This window comes from Streptomyces sp. NPDC048420 (assembly GCF_040651535.1).
Classification (GTDB): Bacteria; Actinomycetota; Actinomycetes; order Streptomycetales; family Streptomycetaceae; genus Streptomyces.
This window is the reverse complement of record NZ_JBEZKG010000011.1, coordinates 254,223-275,044: the sequence shown is the minus strand read 5'-3', so window position 1 is coordinate 275,044 and position 20,822 is coordinate 254,223. Positions and strand designations below refer to the sequence as shown.

Below are 20,822 nucleotides of genomic sequence, written 5' to 3'. Positions count from 1 at the left end.
CGGACAGCCGACCGCTCACTCCTCGTCGAGGAGACCGATCTCCGCCCAGATCGTCTTGCCCTGGGCCGTGTGCCGGCTGCCCCAGCGCTGGGTGAGCTGAGCGACCAGGAGCAGCCCCCGGCCGCCCTCGTCCCAGGTCTTGGCGCGCCGCAGGTGCGGGGCGGTGTGGTTGGTGTCGGAGACCTCGCAGATCAGCGTGGTCGCGTCATGGATGAGCCGCAGCCGGATGGGGCGGGCGCCGTACCGGATCGCGTTCGTCACCAGCTCGCTCGTCACCAGTTCGGCGGTGAAGGACGCCTCGCTCAGGTCCCAGCGGCCCAGCTGTTCCACGACCTGCTTGCGGATGGGCGCCACCAGGGCCGGATCGGCCGGGATGTCCCAGGTCGCCACCTGCGAGGCGGGCAGCCCCAGGGTGCGGGCCAGCAGCAGCGCCACGTCGTCCGAAGCGCCGCCCGACGGGAGGAGCGCGTGCAGCACCCGGTCGCAGACCTCCTCCAGCGAGTCGGAGGAGACGGCCAGGGACTCGCCCAGCAGCGTGTGACCGGCCTCCACGTCCCGCTCCCGGGACTCGATCAGCCCGTCCGTGAACAGGGACAGCAGCGTGCCCTCGGGCAGATCCAGCTCGGCCGACTCGAACGGCAGCCCGCCCACGCCCAGGGGCGGCCCCGCGGGCAGGTCCACCTCGCGGGCCACCCCGCCCGGCGTCAGCATCACGGGCGCCGGATGCCCGGCCCGGGCCAGCGTGCAGCGCCGGGACACCGGGTCGTAGACCGCGTACAGACAGGTCGCCCCGACCTCGCCCGGACTGCCCTCGCCGCCGGCCTCCGCGGACAGGCGTACGACGAGGTCGTCGAGGTGGGTGAGCAGCTCGTCCGGGGCCAGGTCGATGTCGGCGAGGGTGCGGACGGCGGTGCGCAGCCGGCCCATCGTCGCCGAGGCCTGGATGCCGTGTCCGACCACGTCCCCGACGACCATCGCGACCCGCATCCCGGACAGCGGGATCACGTCGAACCAGTCACCGCCCACCCCGGCTCGCGCGGCCGGAAGATAGCGCGAGGCCGCGTCCACGGCGGCCGTGCGCGGCAGGGACCGGGGCAGCAGACTGCGCTGGAGGGCGAGGGCGGTCTCGCGCTCGCGGGAGAACCGGCGGGCGTTGTCGATGCAGACCCCGGCCCGCGCGGTGATCTCCTCGGCCAGCAGCACGTCGTCCGGGGTGAAGGGGTCGGGCCGCCGGTACCGGGTGAGGACCGCGACCCCGAGGGTCTGGCCGCGGGCCTGGATCGGCACCGACATCGTGGAGTGGATGCCGAACTCCTTGACGCGTTCTGCGCGGGTCTTGTTCCAGTTGAGCCACTGGTCCAGGCGGCCCGAGGCGACCGTGGCGACGATGGTGCGGCCCGCGGCCAACGAGTCGGCCTGCGGCGAGGTGGCCGGGTACAGCTCGGTGTGCCCCGGCTTCATCACCGCCAGCGGATTGCCGCGGTCCACCGACTGGTGGGCGGCGCGGCACAGCTCGACCGGCGCGGCGAGCGACACCGGGCCCTCGCCGTGTTCCTGCGGGCCCAGCAGATCGACGCTGACGAAATCGGCGAGCGCCGGAATGCAGACGTCCGCCAGCTCCTGGGCCGTCCGGTTGACGTCGAGGGTGGTGCCGATGCGCACGCTCGCCTCGTTGACCAGCTGGAGCCGCTCCCGGGCCAAAAAGTTGTCGGTGAAGTCGTGGGCGGCCAGACACACGCCCCGCACCCGGCCCTCGGCGTCGGTGATCGGCGCCATCCGGGCCAGCCAGGCGTGCGCGCTGTACTCGCCGCCGGTCCGCATGTACGTCTGGACGTCCTTCGCCCGGCCGGTGCTGAGCACGTGCAGCAGGTGCTCCTCAAGCTCCTCGCTCTGCTGCTTGCCACCGATCTCGGACAGCCTCAGGCCCTGGATGCGCTTCTCGGGCAGCCCGATCACCTCGGCCATGGCGTCGTTGATCCGGCGCAGCCGCAGCTGGTCGTCGTACACGGCGACGGCACAGGGCGACTGGGTCAGCGCTTCCGTGTGCAACGGGTCGTCGGGGGAGCGGGGACCGCTGGTGTCCAGCGGGGTGACCACGAGCCAGTGCCCGGGACCGCCGTCGGCGGAGTCGCGGTGATGGGCGAGCAGCCACACCGACACGGCCGTGCCGTCGCGGTGGCAGAGCGTGAGGTCGCCGTCCCAGCGGGCGCCGACGGGTCCGTCCGGCACCTCGCCGTCCGTGCCGACCAGGAGGTTCGTGACGGGTCTGCCGAGGACCTCGGCGGGCGACCAGCCCAGCAGCCGTTGCGCGCCGGCGTTCCACGCGACCAGCGTGCCGTCCTCGTCGACGACGGCACGCGCCGTCGCGGCGTCGTCGAACGGGTACACGAGGGTCATCGTCGCCACTCCATTGCGCGCACTCTCAGTGAACAAACAGGTCACTTGGGTGCCAAGCCTAGTGCGTCGCCTCCGCACACGAACGCCGAACCCCGCTGCCCACCCGGACCACCGGCAAGGGGGAAATCGGGCCGCTGTGACACGCGGGACAGAAGCAGCTGACCGCACCCTTGACGGCCGCAAGTGGCTCACCGTCAGATTGTGTTTGTTCACGATCAGTTGTGAGTACTTCTGGGTCCTGATGAGGGAGAGCCGCCATGACGGTCACTCGCAGATCGGTTCTGCTCGCTTCCACGGCCGCCCCGGCCGCGGGAGCGCTTCTGGCCACCCCGGTGGCCCAGGCCGCCGAGTCCGCCGGGAGCACGCGCGGCCGCCGTACGGTCGCGCTGCGCGACGGCTGGCGCTTCGCGCTGGTCAACCCGGGCGGGATCACCGATCCGACGGGGGAGTACGCCGACGCCGCGTCCCCCGGACACGACGACTCGGGCTGGCGCGAGATCGCGGTGCCGCACGACTGGAGCATCGAGCTCGCCCCGACCACCGAGAACGGCACCACCAGCGGCACCGGGTTCTTCCCCGGCGGCCTGGGCTGGTACCGCCTCGCATTCACCCTGCCGCCCGCCCTCGCCGGCAAGCGGATCTCGGTGGAGTTCGACGGCGTCTACATGGACTCCTACGTCCACTGCAACGGCACCGAGGTCGGCCGCCACCCCTACGGCTACACCGGCTTCGCCCTCGACCTCACCGGCCTGCTCCACACCGACGGCACCACCGAGAACGTGATCGCGGTCAGGGTGCAGAACCGGCTGCCCAGCAGCCGCTGGTACTCGGGCAGCGGTATCTACCGCGAGGCCCGCCTGGTCGTGACCGAACCGGTGCATGTGGAGCGCTGGGGCACGTATGTCACGACACCGGAGATCACCGAGGAGCGAGGTCTCGTCCGGGTGGCGACCTCGGTGGCGAACGCGTCCGGCGCCGGCACCGACGTCGAGGTCGTCACGCGGATCGCAGATCCCCGCGGTCGCACGGTCGCCCGTACGTCCTCCACGGTCGCCGTCGCCGAGAAGGCCACCGAGACCCACGAACTCACCGTCGCGCAGCCGAAGTTGTGGGATTTCGCGACACCGGACCACCGCTACACCGTGCACACCGAGCTGCGCGTCGCCGGCCGGACCACGGACACCTACCGCACCCCCTTCGGTTTCCGCACCTTCCGCTTCGACCCGGACGAGGGCTTCCACCTCAACGGCACCCACCACAAGCTCAGGGGTGTCGACCTCCACCACGACCTGGGCGCCCTCGGCGCGGCCGTCAGCATCGACGCGACCCGCCGGCAGATGACCATCATGAAGTCGATGGGCGTCAACGCCTTCCGGACCTCCCACAACCCGCCCTCCCCGGAGATGATCCAGGTCTGCGAGGAGCTGGGCATCGTGATGCTGGTGGAGGCCTTCGACTGCTGGAAGACCCCCAAGACCCGTTACGACTACGGCCGGTTCTTCGACGAGTGGTGCGAGAAGGACGCGACCGAGATGGTCCTCGCGGCCCGCAACTCGCCCGCCGTGCTGCTGTGGTCGATCGGCAACGAGATCCCCGACTCCACGTCCACCGCGGGGCTCGCCATGGCCGACCGGATCATCGCCGCGATCAGGGCCGTCGACGACACCCGCCCGCTGATCATCGGCTCCGACAAGTACCGCCGCCTGCCCGCCAAGGGCTCGGCGGCCGATCTGATGCTGGCGAAGCTGGACGGCCTCGGCCTGAACTACAACACCGCCAAGTCGGTGGACCAGCTGCACGCCGCCTACCCGCACCTGTTCCTCTTCGAGTCCGAGTCGTCCTCGGAGACCTCGACCCGGGGGGCCTACCAGGAGCCCGAGCACCTCAACACCGGCGAGAACCACACCCCCGGCAGACGGGACACCTCGTCGTACGACAACAACCTCGCCTCCTGGACCATGAGCGGCGAGTACGGGCACAAGAAGGACCGGGACCGGAAGTGGTTCGCCGGGCAGTTCCTGTGGTCCGGCATCGACTACATCGGGGAGCCCACGCCGTACGACGTCTTCCCGGTCAAGGCGTCCTTCTTCGGCGCGGTCGACACCGCCGGCTTCCCGAAGGACATGTACCACCTCTTCCGCAGCCAGTGGATCGACGAGCCCATGGTCCACCTGCTCCCGATGACCTGGAACCACGAGAAGGGCGACACCGTCGAGGTGTGGGCCTACTCCAACGTCGCCACCGTCGAACTGTTCCTCAACGGCAGATCCCTCGGCACCCGGACCTTCGACACCAAGAAGACCAGCGACGGCCGGGAGTACCTGGAGACCACCGAGGCGACCGGCGACGACAAGACCTTCACCGACGGTCCCTACCCCGGCAGCTACACCAGCCCGAACGGCAGCGCGGGCAAGCTGCACCTGGCGTGGAAAGTGCCGTACGCGCCGGGCGAGTTGAAGGCCGTCGCCCGAAGGAACGGCAAGGTCGTCGCCATCGACATGCTGCGCACCGCCGGAGCACCCCATGCCGTACGGCTCACCGCCGACCGCAAGTCCGTTGCCGCCGACGGCCGTTCGCTGGTCTTCGTCACCGCGGACGTGGTCGACGCCCGGGGTGTGGTGGTGCCGGACGCCGAGCACCTGATCTCCTTCGCGGTCAAGGGCGGTTCCCTAGCCGGGCTCGACAACGGCCGTGAGGAGAGCGCCGAGCGCTATCAGGCCGGCACCCGGACCGCCTTCCACGGCAAGGCCCTCGCGATCGTGCGCGCCGGTACCGAGCCGGGAGTCCTGAAGGTGACGGCGAACGTGGAGGGCCTGCGGACGGGCACCGCGAACGTGCGCACCACCCCGTCCCGGACAGCCGCCGTCACCCAACCGACGCCCTTCACCCCCGACCCACCCCTGCCCCCGAACTACCCCCACGCCGACGCCAGTTACTCCGGACGCCCGGACACCCTGCCGGCCGCGATGCTCGACGGCGACCCCGCCACCGGCTGGTCCAACGCCTTCAGCAAGGCGGCCACCGCCCTGCTGCCCGCCTTCAGTGGGGCAAGGGCCGAGGACTGGGTCTCCGTGAACTTCGGACGGGCCAGGACCTTCGACCGGGTGGAGGCGTCCTTCACCGTGAGCAGCACACACAGCCTGCCCTCCGCCGTCGAGGTGGCGGTGTGGGACGGCTCGGCGTATGTCCCGGTCCGGGGCGCATCCGTCGAATGGGCCACCGCTTCGGGCGAACCGACGGTGATCACCTTCGCCTCCGTCCGTGCCTCCCGGATCCGGCTCACGCTGACCAGCGCGTACCCGGGGGAGGCTCGCGGAGGGGTGCGGATCGGCAAGTTGGAGGTCCCCGGTAGTTGACGCAGTGTCACGCCTGCAACAGCATGGCGTGCGTCCGCATCTGGGAGCGCTCCCATCACGAGCGTCACCCGCACCTCTCCAGAGGAGCCCAGACGTGAAACGACATAGAACCACCCTGCTGGCCCTGACGGCCCTCGTGGGTACGGCACTTGTGGGCCTCCCGGCGTCCGGAGCCGTCGCCGACGAGGTCGAGCAGCTCGAGAACGGCACCTTCGACACCTCCACCGAGTCCTGGTGGACGACCAGCAACGTCACCGCCGGCCCGTCCGACGGACAGCTCTGCGCGGACATCCCCGGCGGGACCGCCAACCGCTGGGACGCCGCCGTCGGGCAGAACGACGTCACCCTGGTGAAGGGGGAGTCGTACAGGTTCTCCTTCACCGCGAACGGTTCGCCCGAAGGGCATGTGCTGCGAGCGATCGTGGGGCTGCAAGTGGCGCCCTACGACACCTACTTCGAGGTGAGCCCGCAGCTGAGCGTCTCCGGGAACTCCTACTCGTACACGTTCACCTCCCCCGTCGACACCGCCCAGGGGCAGGTCGGCTTCCAACTCGGCGGCAGCGCCGACCCGTTCCGCTTCTGCATGGACAACGCGTCCCTGCTGGGCGGGGTCCCGCCCGAGGTGTACGAGCCGGACACCGGACCGCGTGTGCGAGTCAACCAGGTCGCCTATCTGCCCGCCGGGCCGAAGAACGCCACCCTGGTCACCGACGCCACTGCGAAGCTGCCCTGGCAGCTGAAGAGCGCCTCCGGAGCCGTCGTCGCCCATGGCTGGAGCGTGCCGCGCGGCACCGACGTCTCCTCCGGGCAGAACGTCCACTCGATCGACTTCGGCGCCTACAAGAAGCGCGGCGAGGGGCTCACCCTGGTCGCCGACGGTGAGACCAGCCGACCCTTCGACATCGGCACCGCCGCCTATGAGCAACTCCGTCTCGACGCGGCGAAGTACTACTACACCCAGCGCAGCGGCACCGCGATCCGCGACGACCTGCGCCCGGGCTACGGCCGCGCCGCAGGCCATGTGAACGTGGCCCCCAACCAGGGCGACAAGGACGTGCCCTGCCAGCCGGGCGTCTGCGACTACACCCTCGACGTCACCGGCGGCTGGTACGACGCCGGCGACCACGGCAAGTACGTCGTCAACGGCGGCATCTCCACCTGGGAGGTGCTGAGCACCTACGAACGCGAGCTGCTGGCCCGCACCGGCCAGCCCGGGAAGCTCGGTGACGGCACCCTCGCCATCCCCGAGAGCGGCAACAAGGTGCCCGACATCCTCGACGAGGCCCGCTGGGAGCTGGAGTTCCTGCTCAAGATGCAGGTGCCGGAGGGGCAGCCGCTGGCCGGGATGGCCCACCACAAGATCCACGACGAGCAGTGGACCGGCCTGCCGCTGATGCCGGCCGACGATCCGCAGAAGCGTGAGCTGCATCCGGCGTCCACCGCGGCGACCCTGAACCTGGCCGCCACGGCCGCGCAGGCCGCCCGCCTGTACCAGCCGTACGACAAGGCGTTCGCGGCGAAGGCCCTGGCGGCCGCCCGCAAGGCCTGGACGGCTGCCCTCGCCCACCCCGACCTGTATGCCTCGGAGAGCGACGGCATCGGAGGCGGCACCTACGCCGACAACAACGTCACCGACGAGTTCTACTGGGCGGCGGCCGAGCTGTACCTCAGCACCGGGGAGAAGGCGTTCCAGGACCACGTGCTCGCCTCGCCGGTCCACACCGCCGACATCTTCGTCCCCGTCGGCTACGACTGGGCCCGCACGGCCGCGGCGGCCCGGCTGGACCTGGCGACCGTGCCCAGCAAGCTGCCCGGCCGTGACAAGGTCCGGCAGTCGGTGGTCAAGGGCGCCGACCGCTACCTGTCCACGCTGAAGGCCCACCCGTACGGCATGCCGTACGCCCCGGAGGGAAACCTCTACGACTGGGGCTCCAACCACCAGATCCTGCACAACGGGATCGTCATCGCCACCGCCTACGACATCACCGGGGCCACCAAATACCGGGACGGCGCGCTCCAGGGCATCGACTACATCTTCGGCCGCAACGCCCTGAACATCTCGTACGTGACCGGATACGGCGAGGTCAACTCCCGCAACCAGCACGCTCGTTGGTACGCCCACCAGCTCGACCCGAGCCAGCCGAACCCGCCGAAGGGGACCCTGGCCGGCGGGCCGAACTCCGCCATCCAGGACCCCTACGCGCAGAGCAGACTCCAGGGCTGTGTCGGTCAGTTCTGCTACATCGACGACATCCAGTCCTGGTCGACCAACGAGCACACGATCAACTGGAACTCGGCCCTGACCCGGATGGCGTCCTTCGTGGCGGATCAAGGCTGACCTGAGCATGCTCCACCAGCTCACCGGGCCGTTCGTGCGCGGTGAGCGTGTGGAGCCGGGCCTGATCGAGCGGCTGGTGCACCTCGACGTACTCCCCGTGCGGCAGCCGCTTGATCACGCCGGTCTCCCGGCCGTGCAACACCAGCTCCCGGTCCCGGAGTTGGAGACCCAGGCAGATGCGCCGGGTGGCGACGAAGACAATCACCGGGACGACGAACATCCCGATCCGTACGGCCCACGTCACCGTGTTGATGGACAGGTGCAGCCGGGTCGCCACGATGTCGTTTCCACCGCCCGCCAGCAGGATCAGGTACAGGCTGATCCAGGAAGCGCCGATCGCCGTACGGACCGGACGGTTGCGCGGGCGGTCCAGCAGATGGTGCTCCCGCTTGTCCTTGGTGAACCGGGCCTCCAGGAACGGGTAGACGCCGATGAACACCAGCAGGAGCGGGAAGATCACGACCGGGATCAGCACTCCCAGGATCAGCGTGTGGCCCCACAGCGTGATCTCCCAGCCCGGCATCACCCGCACCAGCCCCTCCGCGAACCCCAGATACCAGTCCGGCTGGGCGCCCGTGGAGACCTGGTCGGCGCGGTAGGGGCCGTAGGACCAGACCGGATTGATGCTCGCCACGGCCGCGATGAGCGTGAGCGCTCCGAAGACCAGGAAGAAGAACCCGCCCGCCTTCGCCAGGTACACCGGGAAGAACGGCGTCCCGACCACGTTGCGTTCGGTCTTTCCGGGGCCCGCGAACTGGGTGTGCTTGTGGTACACGACCAGGATCAGATGGGCCACCACGAGGGCCGCCATGATGCCGGGGATCACCAGGATGTGCAGCGAGTAGAAGCGGGCCACGATGTCGTGGCCGGGGAACTCGCCGCCGAACAGGAACATCGCCAGGTACGTCCCGACGATCGGCACGGACAGGGTGGCGCCGTAGACGAACCTGAGGCCCGTGCCCGACAGCAGATCGTCCGGCAGCGAGTAGCCGAAGAGGCCCTCGAACAGGCCGAGGAACAGCAGGGACCAGCCGAACAGCCAGTTGACCTCACGCGGCTTGCGGAAGGAGCCGGTGAAGAAGTGCCGCATCATGTGCGTGAGCATCGCGGCCACGAAGATCAGCGCCGACCAGTGGTGCAGTTGCCGGATCAGCAGTCCGCCGCGCACATCGAAGCTGATGTCGAGCGTCGAGGCGTACGCCTCCGACATGCGCACCCCGTTCAGGGGCGTGTAACTGCCGTGGTAGGTCACCTCGTTCATCGAGGGATGGAAGAACAGCGTCAGCCACACGCCGGTCAGGATCAGTACGACGAAGCTGTACAGGCAGATCTCGCCGAGCAGGAAGGACCAGTGGTCCGGGAAGACCTTGCGCAGGTACTTCGCGCCGAGCGTGCGGGTGCCGAGCCGTCCGTCGAGCCAGCCGGACAGCCGCTCACCCTTCGCCGGTTCGGCCCGGCGTTCCGTGGCGGTCACGCCTCCTCCTTCGGGACATGGGTGAGCTTGTCGGGGTTGGTGACGACGAAGAGGCCCGAGACCCGGTCGCCCTCCGGCGTGAGGTCCAGGACGATCACCGCGTACGGCGAGCCGTGCTCGAACAGCACCGCCGCGTCGTCGCCGTTGACCCGCCGGTAGCGCAGCTCCAGGTCCAGGTGGGCCCCGCCCCGCTTCGCGTACCCGTTGAGCAACCGGGCCGCCTTGTCGCGGCCGTGCACCGGACGCAGGGCCTGCCCGCGCATGCCGCCGCCGTCCGTCCACACGGTCACGTCCGGCGCGAGGATCTCCATCAGCTCCGCGATGTCCCCGCCGACCGCGGCCCGCACGAACCGCTCGGTCGCCTCCCGGCGCACCCGGGGATGCGCCTCGTACAGCGGCCTGCGGGCATGCACATGGGTCCGCGCGCGGTGCGCCAACTGCCGTACGGCGGCCGGGGCGCGGTCGATGATCTCCGCGATCTCGGTGTGGGGGTACCCGAACACCTCGTGCAGCACGAACACCGCGCGTTCCAGCGGCGACAGCGACTCCAGAACCACCAGCATCGCGAGCGACACGGACTCGGTCCGCAGCGCCGCGTCGTCGGCGCTCGTCTCGTCGGCGACCAGGGGCTCGGGCAGCCACGGGCCGACGTAGGTCTCGCGGCGGCGGTTGACCACGGCCCGCCGTTGCAGGGCATGGTTGACGGCGATCCGGACCAGATAGGCACGAGGGTTGTCGATCCCGTCGGGGCCCCGGCGCGACCACGACAACCAGGTGTCCTGGAGCACGTCCTCGGTGTCGGCGACACTGCCCAGCATGTTGTAGACGACGCCGAACATGAGCTCTCGGTGCTCGACGAAGACCCCGGTCGGGTCCTCGGCGTCGGGAACGGGTATCTCGGACATCTCGCGTGGCCTCCCAGTAGCGCGCTCACTACTGCGAGGCCTCCAGGCCCCCGAATGTGACATCGAGCGGCCGGAATGTGACCCACGCCTCATCTAGGAGGCGTCATGGAAGACGATCCCGAGCGCGTGCCGGCGTCCCGAGCGCAGGACGCTCACTCCGTGCCGCATGGCCCCGGCCGACCAGCCGCGCTGCGTACGCACCGGCCGGTCTCGGGTCGTGAAGACCACTCCGTGGCCCTGGGGGAGCACGGTCGCCGAGCCCCGGGACTGGGCCCGGGGGCGCTGCTCGACCATCAGGAACTCGCCGCCCGTGTAGTCGGTGCCGTACTCGTCGAGACCGATCACCACCTGGAGCGGGAAGACCAGATCGCCGAAGACGTCCCGGTGCAGCGCGTTCCAGTCGCCCTCCGTGTAGCGCAACAGGATCTGCGCCGAGCGGTCCTGCCCGGCCGCGTGGCAGCGCTCCAGCCACTCCTGAAGGGAGTCCGGCCACGGTGCCGGGCGCCCGAGACGGGCCGCCCAGTCGCGGGCGACGGGGAGCAGACGCGGGTAGAGCGCGGCGCGCAGGGCGGTTACCGGGGCGGGCAGATCGTGGGTGAAGTAGCGGTACTCGCCCGAACCGAACCGGTGCCGCGCCATGTCCACGGTGGTCCGGAAAAGCTCCGGCTTCTCGTACAGCGCCGCGAGGTCCCGGCACTCCGCGGGCGTCAGCAGCGGGGCGGTGGCGGCGCAGCCGTGCGTGTCCAGTTCGGCGGCGAGTGCGGCCCAGTCGGTCCTGGCGACGCGGGTGCGGGCCAGGGCGGGGGTGACGGTCATGTCGTTTCCTCCTCGCCTCCGAGTGTGGGACGCCGTGCGCTGCCCGTCCGGCGGGAATCGGACGCCGTGTTCCTGGCCTCGCGGTACCGCGAGGAACCCTGTTTGACCTGCGTATATTTACGGCCGAGTACCCTCGCGGTACCGTGGTGACATGCCAGCTCTCAACGTGGAGTTCAGCGACCGCGAGCTAGAGGACCTGCGGCAGATCGCCAAGGAGCGAGGTACGTCGATGAAGGCCCTCGTACGGGAGGCCGCCGCGGCCGACATCGCCCGGCACCGGGCCCTGCAGGAAGGCGCGGAGGCGTTCCGGCGGTTCTTCTCCGCCCACGCCGACGAGTTCGCGGCCGCGTTCCCGGAGGACGAACCGGCCGTCAAGGGCGCGGGACGGGTCGTCTGACCGATGGCTTCCGTCGTTCACATCGACGTGCCCTGGCTGCTCCAGCGTCACGAAGAGGTCCTGCCCGAGCAGCCCACGATCAACGACTTCTCGGCCCTCGTCGCCGCCGTCGCCCGGCACCGTGTCGATCCGCCCCGCCTCGGGGTCGACTCCGACCCGGCCTGGCGGGCCGCCGCCCTGCTGCACACCCTCGCCCTGCTGAAGCCCTTACCTTCGGCCAACGCCCGCTTCGCCTGCGCCACCGCCGTGGCCTACATGTTCGTCAGCGGAGTCGGCATCGACCCGCCCTACGGCGCCCTCGTCGACCTGGCCCGCGACCTGATCTCCGGCAAGACCGACGTGTACGGCGCCGCCGACCGACTGCGCTCCTGGCAGATCTGAGTCCCCGGCCGGACGCCGACCGCCCCGCCCCCGGGGCCGCCGACCGAGGGCGGGAGGAACGGGGTTGGCGGCCGGGGTTTCGCACGGGAGAGCCGCCGTCCCGCGCGGGACCTCCGAGAAGGGCCGGTTCCAGTGGACTACCGGTCGCCGGGTGGGGGGAGCGTGCGTGGCGCTCCGGCGCGTGCGCGGGCTTCACACGGGGCGCATGAAATGTCGAAAGCCGGTGCGAGCGCACGCAGTTGCGACGCCGTGTGACTATCTTTCAATTGGCATGCATGTTGCTCAGGTGCCTTGTTGGTCACGAGTGACTTGTGCAAGGGTGAACCACCTGAGTGGGGGGCAAGGGCCGGGTCGCATTCGTCCCGTGGGGAACCGGGGTGGAGGGGCTTCGGCGAATTCGTGCTTCCCACGCCACGCCCAAAAGGGATGCGCCGTTCGGCACTCCTTTTCGGCAACGAGTTCTTCTGTGAGTCCCATGCCCCTGGGAAGGAATCCGCTCAGTGCCAACCCCCCACCCGCCACTCCCTCCTTACCCGCCGGCCGGCGGCGCCTCCGGAGAATCCGACGAGGATCTGGCCGCCCGGCTCAGGGGCCGACCCGACGGTGAGGCCGCCCAGGCCGTCGCGCTGCTCATGGCGCGCCACTGGAAACCCGCCCACGAATACGCGGTCATCTGTCTCGCCTCCCCGTCCGAGACCGCCTCCATGGTGGCCGCGGCCGCCTTCCACCAGGTCCTGGACCGGCTCGCACTCGGCGAACCGGCCCTCGCGCTGCGCCCCAGAGCCCTCGTGGCCGTGCGGGACACGGTCAGGGAGTGGGTGGCCGAGGAGCGGATAACCGGGGTTCTGCCGGACCTGATGAAACCGAACGGTGGTCGCGGTATGCGAGCCGCCAAGTCCATGACACCCGAAAATCGCAAGCTCGCCGAGCGGTCATTCCAGTCCCTTCCCGGACTCGCCCGCTGTCTGCTGTGGCACACCGAGGTGGAGGCGGAGTCGATTGCCGTCCCCGCCGCGCTCCTCGGCATGGACGTCGACACCGCGTCGGCGGCACTCGAACAGGCGCGTGAAAAACTCCGGGAAGGATGTGTACATGCCCATCGGGAACTCGCGCCGACCAAGGATTGCCGCTTCTACAACCGCCTCCTGGACGTTCCGATTCGGCGCGGCGGAGCCCTGCTTCCGGATGTCCAGCAGCATCTCGCGGAGTGCCGCTACTGCCGTTCCGCCGCGGAACAACTGAGCCATTTCGAGGGCGGCCTGGGCGTCCTGCTCGCCGAGGCGGTCCTGGGCTGGGGTGCCCGTCGCTATCTCGAACTGCGCGCCGGGCGTACGCCCCAGGAGACGGGACGCGGCCGCGGTACCGGCCGGCACGGCGCCGCCCGCCGCCGCATCCTCGCGCGCATCCCGACCCCCGGCCGTCGGGGTCCAGGCGAGGGCGGGGGACTGCGGTCCTCGCGGACAGTGCTCACCGGAGTGGGGCTCACCTCCGCGGGGCTCCTCGCCGCGATGCTCGCCGCGGGCATGTGGTCGCACGACGACGGCGCCGACCCGGCCGCCTCCACCAGCGCCACCGGCAACGACCCGGCTCCCGGCGCCGTCAGCAGGAGCCCTGGAGCCGCCCAGCTGCCCACGGCGCCGGCCGTGACCCGGCTGCGCAACGCCGACGCCGACCTCTGCCTGGACATCCGGGGCACGGTGAAGGAGGGCGCCGGCACCGAACTGGCCGCCTGTTCGACCGACGTGACCCAGCAGTGGTCGTACGAGGCCGACGGGCTGCTGCGCAGCGAGGCCGATCCGGCGCTGTGCCTGGACTCGCACGTGGACGCGGGCGTGGTCATCCTCGGCAAGTGCGCCGACGAGAAGACGAAGCGCGCCGCAGACGTGCGCTACGACCTCACCGTGCAGGGGGAGTTACTGCCTCGCTGGGACGAGCAGCTCGCCCTCGCCACCACCACCGACGACCCGGGCGCCGATATCGTCGTCAAGGTCCGCGACCACTCGGACCAGCAGCGCTGGCTGACCGACCCCACCACCAACGCCAGCCCCGGCTCGCTGTCGGTCACCGGGAGCGAGGCGCCGCAGGCGCAGCCCGCGGAGCTCGCTGACCAGATCTAGGAACGGGACCCGGTCGGGGTCCCCAGGGAGGCCTCTCCTCAGGCGGGGGCCTCCAGGAGGTCGTCGGGGCCGACCGTAACCGGGCTCGCGTGGCCCGAGAGGGCGAGCGTGAGGTCCAACTCGGCGAGCAGACAACGGATCACATGCTCGACGCCCGCCTGTCCGTCGAGGCCCAGGCCGTAGACGTACGGCCGGCCGAGGAGCACCGCGCGGGCGCCGAGCGCGAGGGCCTTGAACACGTCGTCGCCGGTGCGGATCCCGCTGTCGAAGAGCACCGTCAGTCGGTCGCCGACCGCCTCCACGACCTGCGGCAGCGCATCGGCCGCTCCGACGGACCCGGCCACCTGGCGGCCGCCGTGGTTGGACACCACGACCCCGTCCATCCCGGCGTCGGCGGCGCGGCGGGCGTCGTCCGGGTGCAGAACGCCCTTGAGGACGATCGGCCCGTCCCAGTGCTCCCGCAGGAACGCGAGGTCCGGCCAGGTCTTGCCGGGGTCCGCGAACATGCCCACGAAGTGCAGCACGGCAGCGTTCGGGTCCTCGTGCACCGGCTTGGCCAAGGCTGCCTGGAAGGCCGGGTCGGAGAAGTAGTTGGCGGTGCCCACGCCGTGCAGGAACGGCAGATACGCCTGGTCGAGATCGCGGGGCCGCCAGGCCAGCAGCGGGGTGTCCAGGGTGACGACCAGGGCGGTGAATCCGGCCGACTTCGCCCGGTTCAGGAAGCTCAGGGCCACCTCGGGGTCCTTGGGCCAGTACAGCTGGAACCAGCGCTCGGCGTCCCCCATCGCCTCGGCGACCTGCTCCATCGGAGTGCTGGAGGCGGACGACAGGATGTACGGCACGCCCTGCGCCGCGGCGGCCCGGGCGGCGGCCGGCTCCGCGTCCGGGTGCATGATCGACAGGACTCCGACCGGAGCCAGCGCCAGCGGGGCGGGCAGCGAGCGCCCCAACACCTCGACGGACAGGTCGCGTTCGTGGACGTCCCGCAGCATGCGCGGCACGATCCGGCGCCGCTCCAGCGCCGCCCGGTTCGCCCGCGCGGTACTGCCGTCGCCCGAGCTGCCCGCCACATAGCCCACAGGGCCTGGCCCGAGCCGCTGTTCGGTGAGCTGTTCCAGCCGGGTCAGATCGGTGGGCAGCCGGGGCACCGCGCCGGACATGCCGTTCAGGTAGATCTCGTACTGGAAGTCCGCCCAGTGCTTCGCCATCGGACCGTCCCGCCTCTCGTCGTCGAGCGTGCGCCGACGCCGACCATACCGGTGGGTATGCGGGACGGGTCGGTGGCTGCCGCTGGCGATCCGGTCGGTCGGCGGCCGCCGACGGGAATCGGCTCAGGCGGCTGCGCCCCGAAGGATCGCGGCCAGTTCGCGCGGCTGCGAGAACATCGGCCAGTGACCCGTGTCCATCGTCACCAGCTCCCACGAGTCGTTCTTGAGCAGCTCGGCCACGACGGGCATCGGCTCCTCGTCGTCGAGGAGGCACTTGATGTAGGTCGCGGGGAGTTCACCGAGGGGACGGGTGAGGACGGCGGGTTCGGTGAGCGTCGCGCCCGGGTGCGGGGAGGAACGGTCGATGATCCGGGAGATCTGCTCGTCCGTCAGACCCTGGCCGGCGTAGTGCTCGGGGCCCACCGGCAGCCAGAAGCCGTCGCTCTTCTCGATCTCCTCACGCACGTGGTCGCTCGGCCAGCCGGACAGGAACGACTCCCCGTCCACGGGCACGCTGGAGTCCACGAAGACCACCCTCGCGAGCCGGTCGCCGATCCTCTCGGCAGCCTGCCCCACGGGTATGCCCGAGTAGCTGTGCCCGACCAACACCACCTCGCGCAGGTCCAGCCGCTCCACCTCGTCGACGATGTCCCGCACATGGGTCTGCTGGCCCGCCGGGACACCCCGCTTCTCCGCGAGGCCCGACAGCGTCAGCGGACGGGGTTCGTGTCCGGCCGCGCGCAGCTCCGCCGCGACCTCGTCCCACGCCGACGCTCCGAGCCTCGCGCCCGCCACCAGTACGAAGTTGGTCATGCCCGCAACGTAGCCGACGGCACCGACACCGCCCCGGGGCACGGTGATCGGCGGCACCGGCACCTCGACGGTGTGTGCCAGTCGCGCCCCCTCCGGCCCGTACACGGCCCGCGGTTGAGGATGACGTCCTGCTGGGGTGTGCCGACGGTACGGCCCGCCGGGGCACCCCAGCCAGTGGACTTCTCATCCATCTTCCGGATCTCCGGTGGAGGAATCGGCCACCCCCTCGGTGTCCGGCCCGCGCTCCCGCACCCGCTGGACGTGTTCCAGGGAGTCCCGCAGCTCGGCGAGCCAGTCGTCGGTGTGCCGCTGGACCAGCCGGACGCACCAGGCGAGCGCGTCGCTGCGGCTGCGGGCGACCCCGCCGGCGATCAGGGTGTCCAGGACCTGACGCTCGGGCTGGCGCAGCCGGGTCATGACAGGGGCGGCCACGTGCGTGAACAGGGCGCGCTCGCCGTCGCACTCCACGCCCCAGGACACCTTCCGGCGGAACTTGTGCTCGGCCTCGACGGCGACCTCGATGCGGTCCTCGCGGGTGCGTTCCCGGAACTCCTGGATCCGGCCCTGTACGGCCGCCTCCCGCTCGGCGGCCGAGACGTCCTCGGCGAGCCGGGGGCCGGGGATGCGGCCGATCACGGTGATCTCCTCGCGGTCGACGACCACCTCGACCAGGGCCTCGAAGAGGTCGTCAGGCAACCGGCCGGTGAACCAGCCACGCAGCTTCTCTCGTTGCTCGTCAGTAATCATGTAATGACGATTACTCCCCTGCTTCATGAACGCAAGGGGTTGCGGAGAGGTGCGCCGACGGCTGAAGCGGAATGTTTCAGGCCTATTGCCGAGGCGGGGTAATCAGGCCATCCGGCCGGACCGGGCGATCAAGAGCCGCCCGGTTGAGGGGCCCGACTGTTCCGATGATGTGACTTCACGCCACTGATTCAACACGCAAGGTTACTGAAAGCCGCGGGGTCGATGTGAAGTTCGGGCCAGGACTCGGCAGACTCGCGCTCGCCGCTCCGGCACCGACCGAGCCGGAGGGCACACCCTCGAATCCAGCGGAAGGATGCACACAATGCGGAACACCGCGCGCTGGGCAGCGACCCTCGGCCTCACGGCCACCGCCGTCTGCGGACCCCTGACCGGGGCCGCTCTCGCCGAACCCGCCGCCGCTCCCATGGGCCTCTACGCCCCGTCGGCCCTCGTGCTCACCCTCGGCCACGGCGAGAGCGCCGCCACCGTCACGCCGGAACGGGCCGTGACCCTGACCTGTGCCCCGACCTCCTCGGGCACCCACCCGGCCGCGAGTACGGCCTGTGCCGAACTGCGCGCCGTCCAAGGTGACTTCGGCGCCCTGGCGGACAGATCCGACGCGCTGTGCACCAGGGAGTACAACCCGGTTGTGGTCACCGCCGACGGCGTCTGGCGCGGCAAGCGCGTCTCCTATGAACGCACCTTCGCCAACGAGTGCGTGAAGAACTCCTCCGGGATGAGCGTCTTCACGTTCTGAGGGACCGGGATCGCGCGGTTCCCGTGACCTGTCCGAGGGGCCCGCAGCTGGGGAGTGCCGCCCCTCTCAGGGATCCCCGTGATCCCGTACCGAGGGCCGGCGGACGGAGTGGGGCCGTCCGCCGGACCCTCGGGTCACCGCTGCTCGGGAAGCCGGGGAATCTCCCGGAGGGGCGGGAAACGGGCCCACAGGCCCGCGGCGCGCAGCAGCCGGTGCAGCCGCGGCCGGTCGGTGACCACGCGCAGCTGTCCGCCGCGTTCCCTGGCGCGGGAGTCGGCGCGGCACAGCACCCGAAGGCCCGAGCAGTCGAAGAACTCGACGAGCCGCAGGTCGACCAGCACGTCCGGCCGGGCGGTGCCGGTCGCCGCGTCCAGATGTTCCGCGAGGAAGCCCGCTGTCGCGAGGTCGATCTCGCCGACGGCCTCCACCACGGTGAAGCCACCGTCCACCCGGGTGCGGGCATACGGGTTCGCCGCGGGCGTTTCGGGAGCGCGGTCGTCGGACTCCGGCGTCATGGCCGCTCCACCTCGGCGAGGGACGCATTGATCTCGGTAGTTACCCCGCGGCGGCCCGGAACATCCATCCAGCGAGGTGCGCAAGATCTGGTTCACTCGACCCAGTGAATTTCTGTCAATTACATTGACTTTTTGTCCATAGGTGAGTCTGCTCCCCGGGTCCGCTCCCGGTGGCTGGTGTCGCACCAGGGGTAGCGGCGACTGCGTCGGCAGGTGCACAGGGCCACTTGGAAGCGGTCGGAGACGACCGTGCTGCCGTCCTCCAACTCCACTTCCACGGGGCCCTCGACAAGCAGCGGACCGCGCTGCTGGACGCGGACGCGGCACGGTCGGTCAGACGGGGAGTTCGGCACGGACGACCACCAGCTCTTCCTTCTCGTCGGCTGTGGCGACGGCGGACAGCAGCCCGCGTTCACGCAGCCAGTCCTCCCGGGTGCGCAACACCGGGCCGAACGCGATCCGGTGACGGCGGGTCACGGCGGCCTTGAGGCCTGCCGCGCGCAGATGCGCGACCGTTCGCCCCGAGTCGCTCAGCTCGGAGTGCACGATCAGCAGCACTCCGCCGGGGCGCAGCAGCGCGGGCGCCTCCCGGCAGACCCGGTCCAGGACGAACCGCCCGTCATGGCCGGCGTCCCAGGCCCGCGCCCTCCCGCGCGGCGCCCGGACGTCTGTCGGTGCCGGTACATACGGCGGATTGGCCAGGATGAGATCGAAGGACTGATCCCGCACAGGGGTGAACAGGTTCCCGCGCCGGACGCTGACCGACGCTCCGGTCAGCCAGGCGTTCGCCCGGGCCGTGCACACCGCCCGCCACGACACGTCCACCGCGGTCACCCGGCTGCCCCGGCGCGCCGCCTGAAGTGCCAGCGTGCCGGTCCCGGTGCCCACGTCCAGGACGTGCGCGCCCGGCGGCAACGGTTCTTCGGAGAGGGCCCCGGCCAGGAGCGCGGTGTCCTCCTGCGGGGTGTAGACACCGGGGAGAGCCAGGGGCGGGTTCAGTGATCTCACCCCGGCCAAGTACCCCGATATTCAGGAAATATGGGGTATTTCGGATGCCTGGAGTGAATGCAGGGACGAGTGTCCGGCCTGCCAGTCGTGCAGGAGGCGGTCGGCGAGGCGGTCCTCGACCTGCCCGGTGACGTCGATACCGAAGGCGACGTCGGTGGCGAGATGCGGCTCCTCGGCCAGCAGTCCGCCGATGACGTCATGGCGTACGACCTGTTCGTGGACGGCGTCGGCCTCGACGTGCTCGTCGTAGAAATGCTCGGCGGCCGGTCCCGCGCCGGTGCGGCGCATCGCCTCGGCGAGTCGCCGGGAGCCGGGCGAGGAGGTGATCTCGACCGCCGCGAAGTGGCCCACGAGCGCCCCGCGCAGGCTGCGGTGCAGGCCCAGCAGGGACATGAGGTTCACCGTGGCGAGCATCTCCGCGCAGGCCGCCTCCAGGTAGTGCCCGTACGTCGTGTCCAGGCCCAGGTCGGTCATCAGTTCCGCGAAGAGACGGGCGTGAACGCGGTCGGGGCGGCCACCGCCGAACTCGTCGAACTCCACCGCCGCCATGCCCGCCTTGGCCCTGCCCCACAGGCGGGGCAGCACCCACGCGTGCGGGTCGGCCTCCTTGAGGTGGTAGAGCGAGCGCTGGGCCGCGTACTCGCGCACCTGCCACAGCTCGCCCTCCTTGCTCAGGAAATGGCTGAGGCCGGTGCCGTCGACCGGTTCCACCAGAAGCCCGGCGAGCGCGTCCTCGACGCTGTCGTGGATCTGGGTGTCCGTGCGCAGGGCGGACAGGAAGCGGTGTTCCAGTGCCGCCCGGGTGCGCAGCAGGTCGGGGTCCCACTCGTGGTCGGGGGAGACCGCGGCGAATCCGCGGTAGTGCAGTTCGTAGCAGAGGTACAGGGCGAGCTGGAAGTCGTCGCCGTACACGGCCGCCGCCGCGACGTCCTCGTGGCGCGGCAGCGGCCCGGCGCCGAGCAGATACTCCTCGACGGCCGCCGAGACGGGTCCCCGGGCCGCCGGCAGCGGTGGCCCTTGACGATCGTGGTCCATGCGCCCCGGGTACCCGGGCGGCGCCAGGTCACCCGATCCGTCCAACAGCGAGGCGTTTGCGAACGTCGTCGTGGAACACCTCCGCAAGGACGGCGTGCACGTGCTGGAGCGGATGGAAGCGATGTTCTCCGAGAGCGACCACGAGGGCAGGCCCCTCGCCTGCAACCGGGTCGCGGGCGTGGTCGTCACCGGTAGCGAGGACGGCACGCACCATGTGATCAGCGAGATCTCGGGCGCGCTCGCCGACATCGGCTACACCGTTCCCGGGCCAGGCGTGGACGTCTTGGCATCTGGGCCCCGGCCCGGGCCATGGCCGCCAATCTGTACGGCGTGGCGAGCGCGCCGGCGGCGCGCCCGCTGGGCGCGCCGCCGGAGTAGCTCACTGGCCCTCGGACTCCTCCTGGGCGCGGGTGTTGGGGGTGATGGCCTCCCCGGCCTCGCCCCGGCGCCCGCGCTTCTCGCCGGAGTCCTCGGTGTGCTTCTCGGCGTCCTCGAACTCCTGGAGAACCTCCTCCAGGGCGGTGTCCGGCGCCTGCTTCTTGTCGGGCACGGTGTCTC

At 70.7% G+C, this 20,822-nt stretch carries 18 protein-coding genes; 6 read left to right on the top strand and 12 right to left on the bottom strand.

Translation table 11 applies throughout. The features are described from left to right. Positions 1 to 15 precede the first annotated feature (15 nt). Positions 16 to 2,397 carry a SpoIIE family protein phosphatase gene (locus AB0D34_RS22345; protein WP_362663954.1) on the bottom strand — a complete coding sequence of 794 codons (2,382 nt, stop codon included), beginning with the start codon at positions 2,395 to 2,397 and terminating at the stop codon, positions 16 to 18. A gap of 257 nt (positions 2,398 to 2,654) precedes the next feature. Between AB0D34_RS22345 and AB0D34_RS22340 the strand changes: the two genes are divergently transcribed. Together AB0D34_RS22340 and AB0D34_RS22335 are read left to right on the top strand one after the other, a co-directional pair. Then, complete coding sequence (locus tag AB0D34_RS22340; protein WP_362663952.1) at positions 2,655 to 5,753, top strand: glycoside hydrolase family 2 TIM barrel-domain containing protein; 3,099 nt, start codon at positions 2,655 to 2,657, stop codon at positions 5,751 to 5,753. 94 nt (positions 5,754 to 5,847) lie between these two features. Continuing rightward, positions 5,848 to 8,091, top strand: coding sequence for a glycoside hydrolase family 9 protein (locus AB0D34_RS22335; RefSeq protein ID WP_362663950.1), 2,244 nt, complete (start codon positions 5,848 to 5,850; stop codon positions 8,089 to 8,091). Here AB0D34_RS22335 and AB0D34_RS22330 read toward each other — a convergent pair. The 3 genes from AB0D34_RS22330 to AB0D34_RS22320 form a co-directional block, all read right to left on the bottom strand. Then, positions 8,036 to 9,565, bottom strand: a complete 1,530-nt coding sequence (locus AB0D34_RS22330) for a cytochrome bc complex cytochrome b subunit (RefSeq protein ID WP_362663948.1) — start codon at positions 9,563 to 9,565, stop codon at positions 8,036 to 8,038. The genes AB0D34_RS22335 and AB0D34_RS22330 overlap by 56 nt on opposite strands. Continuing rightward, positions 9,562 to 10,470, bottom strand: a complete 909-nt coding sequence (sigJ, locus tag AB0D34_RS22325) for an RNA polymerase sigma factor SigJ (protein WP_362663946.1) — start codon at positions 10,468 to 10,470, stop codon at positions 9,562 to 9,564. The genes AB0D34_RS22330 and sigJ overlap by 4 nt, the downstream gene beginning before the upstream one ends. A 93-nt stretch (positions 10,471 to 10,563) precedes the next feature. Continuing rightward, entirely contained in the window at positions 10,564 to 11,286 is a 723-nt protein-coding gene (locus AB0D34_RS22320; protein ID WP_362663944.1) for a 2OG-Fe(II) oxygenase, read from the bottom strand. A 151-nt stretch (positions 11,287 to 11,437) separates the two neighbouring features. Here AB0D34_RS22320 and AB0D34_RS22315 point away from each other — a divergent pair, with 151 nt between their 5' ends. The 3 genes from AB0D34_RS22315 to AB0D34_RS22305 all read left to right on the top strand — a co-directional run bounded on the left by AB0D34_RS22315 (position 11,438) and on the right by AB0D34_RS22305 (position 14,181). Further along, entirely contained in the window at positions 11,438 to 11,683 is a 246-nt protein-coding gene (locus AB0D34_RS22315) for a hypothetical protein (RefSeq protein ID WP_362663942.1), read from the top strand. A gap of 3 nt (positions 11,684 to 11,686) precedes the next feature. Further along, positions 11,687 to 12,064: a hypothetical protein gene (locus tag AB0D34_RS22310; RefSeq protein WP_020134791.1), complete on the top strand. Its 378-nt coding sequence runs from the start codon at positions 11,687 to 11,689 to the stop codon at positions 12,062 to 12,064. 500 nt (positions 12,065 to 12,564) lie between these two features. Further along, positions 12,565 to 14,181: an RICIN domain-containing protein gene (locus AB0D34_RS22305; RefSeq protein ID WP_362663940.1), complete on the top strand. Its 1,617-nt coding sequence runs from the start codon at positions 12,565 to 12,567 to the stop codon at positions 14,179 to 14,181. Positions 14,182 to 14,219: 38 nt separating this feature from the next. Here the strand turns inward: AB0D34_RS22305 and AB0D34_RS22300 are convergent, their stop codons facing one another. The 3 genes from AB0D34_RS22300 to AB0D34_RS22290 form a co-directional block, all read right to left on the bottom strand. Further along, positions 14,220 to 15,389, bottom strand: coding sequence for a lactate 2-monooxygenase (locus tag AB0D34_RS22300; protein ID WP_362663938.1), 1,170 nt, complete (start codon positions 15,387 to 15,389; stop codon positions 14,220 to 14,222). 123 nt (positions 15,390 to 15,512) lie between these two features. After that, complete coding sequence (locus AB0D34_RS22295) at positions 15,513 to 16,202, bottom strand: alpha/beta hydrolase (protein WP_362663936.1); 690 nt, start codon at positions 16,200 to 16,202, stop codon at positions 15,513 to 15,515. Positions 16,203 to 16,385: 183 nt separating this feature from the next. Further along, complete coding sequence (locus AB0D34_RS22290) at positions 16,386 to 16,949, bottom strand: hypothetical protein (RefSeq protein WP_362663934.1); 564 nt, start codon at positions 16,947 to 16,949, stop codon at positions 16,386 to 16,388. Between the two features lie 322 nt (positions 16,950 to 17,271). Between AB0D34_RS22290 and AB0D34_RS22285 the strand changes: the two genes are divergently transcribed. Then, positions 17,272 to 17,706 (top strand): protease inhibitor, encoded by a 435-nt coding sequence (locus tag AB0D34_RS22285; protein WP_362663932.1) that lies wholly within the window; start codon positions 17,272 to 17,274, stop codon positions 17,704 to 17,706. Positions 17,707 to 17,840: 134 nt separating this feature from the next. Here the strand turns inward: AB0D34_RS22285 and AB0D34_RS22280 are convergent, their stop codons facing one another. From AB0D34_RS22280 to AB0D34_RS22260, 5 genes are all read right to left on the bottom strand, one after another. Next, complete coding sequence (locus AB0D34_RS22280; RefSeq protein ID WP_362663930.1) at positions 17,841 to 18,221, bottom strand: STAS domain-containing protein; 381 nt, start codon at positions 18,219 to 18,221, stop codon at positions 17,841 to 17,843. 119 nt (positions 18,222 to 18,340) lie between these two features. Next, positions 18,341 to 18,574 (bottom strand): CDGSH iron-sulfur domain-containing protein, encoded by a 234-nt coding sequence (locus AB0D34_RS22275; RefSeq protein ID WP_362663928.1) that lies wholly within the window; start codon positions 18,572 to 18,574, stop codon positions 18,341 to 18,343. Then, on the bottom strand, positions 18,555 to 19,229 hold the full coding sequence (locus AB0D34_RS22270; RefSeq protein WP_362663926.1) for a HemK2/MTQ2 family protein methyltransferase: 675 nt from the start codon (positions 19,227 to 19,229) through the stop codon (positions 18,555 to 18,557). Before AB0D34_RS22270 ends, AB0D34_RS22275 begins: the two co-directional genes overlap by 20 nt. Before the next feature lie 21 nt (positions 19,230 to 19,250). Further along, positions 19,251 to 20,264 (bottom strand): iron-containing redox enzyme family protein, encoded by a 1,014-nt coding sequence (locus AB0D34_RS22265; RefSeq protein WP_362663924.1) that lies wholly within the window; start codon positions 20,262 to 20,264, stop codon positions 19,251 to 19,253. 379 nt (positions 20,265 to 20,643) lie between these two features. Continuing rightward, the gene (locus AB0D34_RS22260; RefSeq protein WP_362663922.1) at positions 20,644 to 20,814 is read right to left on the bottom strand and encodes a hypothetical protein; all 171 of its coding nucleotides are present in this window, start codon (positions 20,812 to 20,814) and stop codon (positions 20,644 to 20,646) included. Positions 20,815 to 20,822 lie beyond the last annotated feature (8 nt).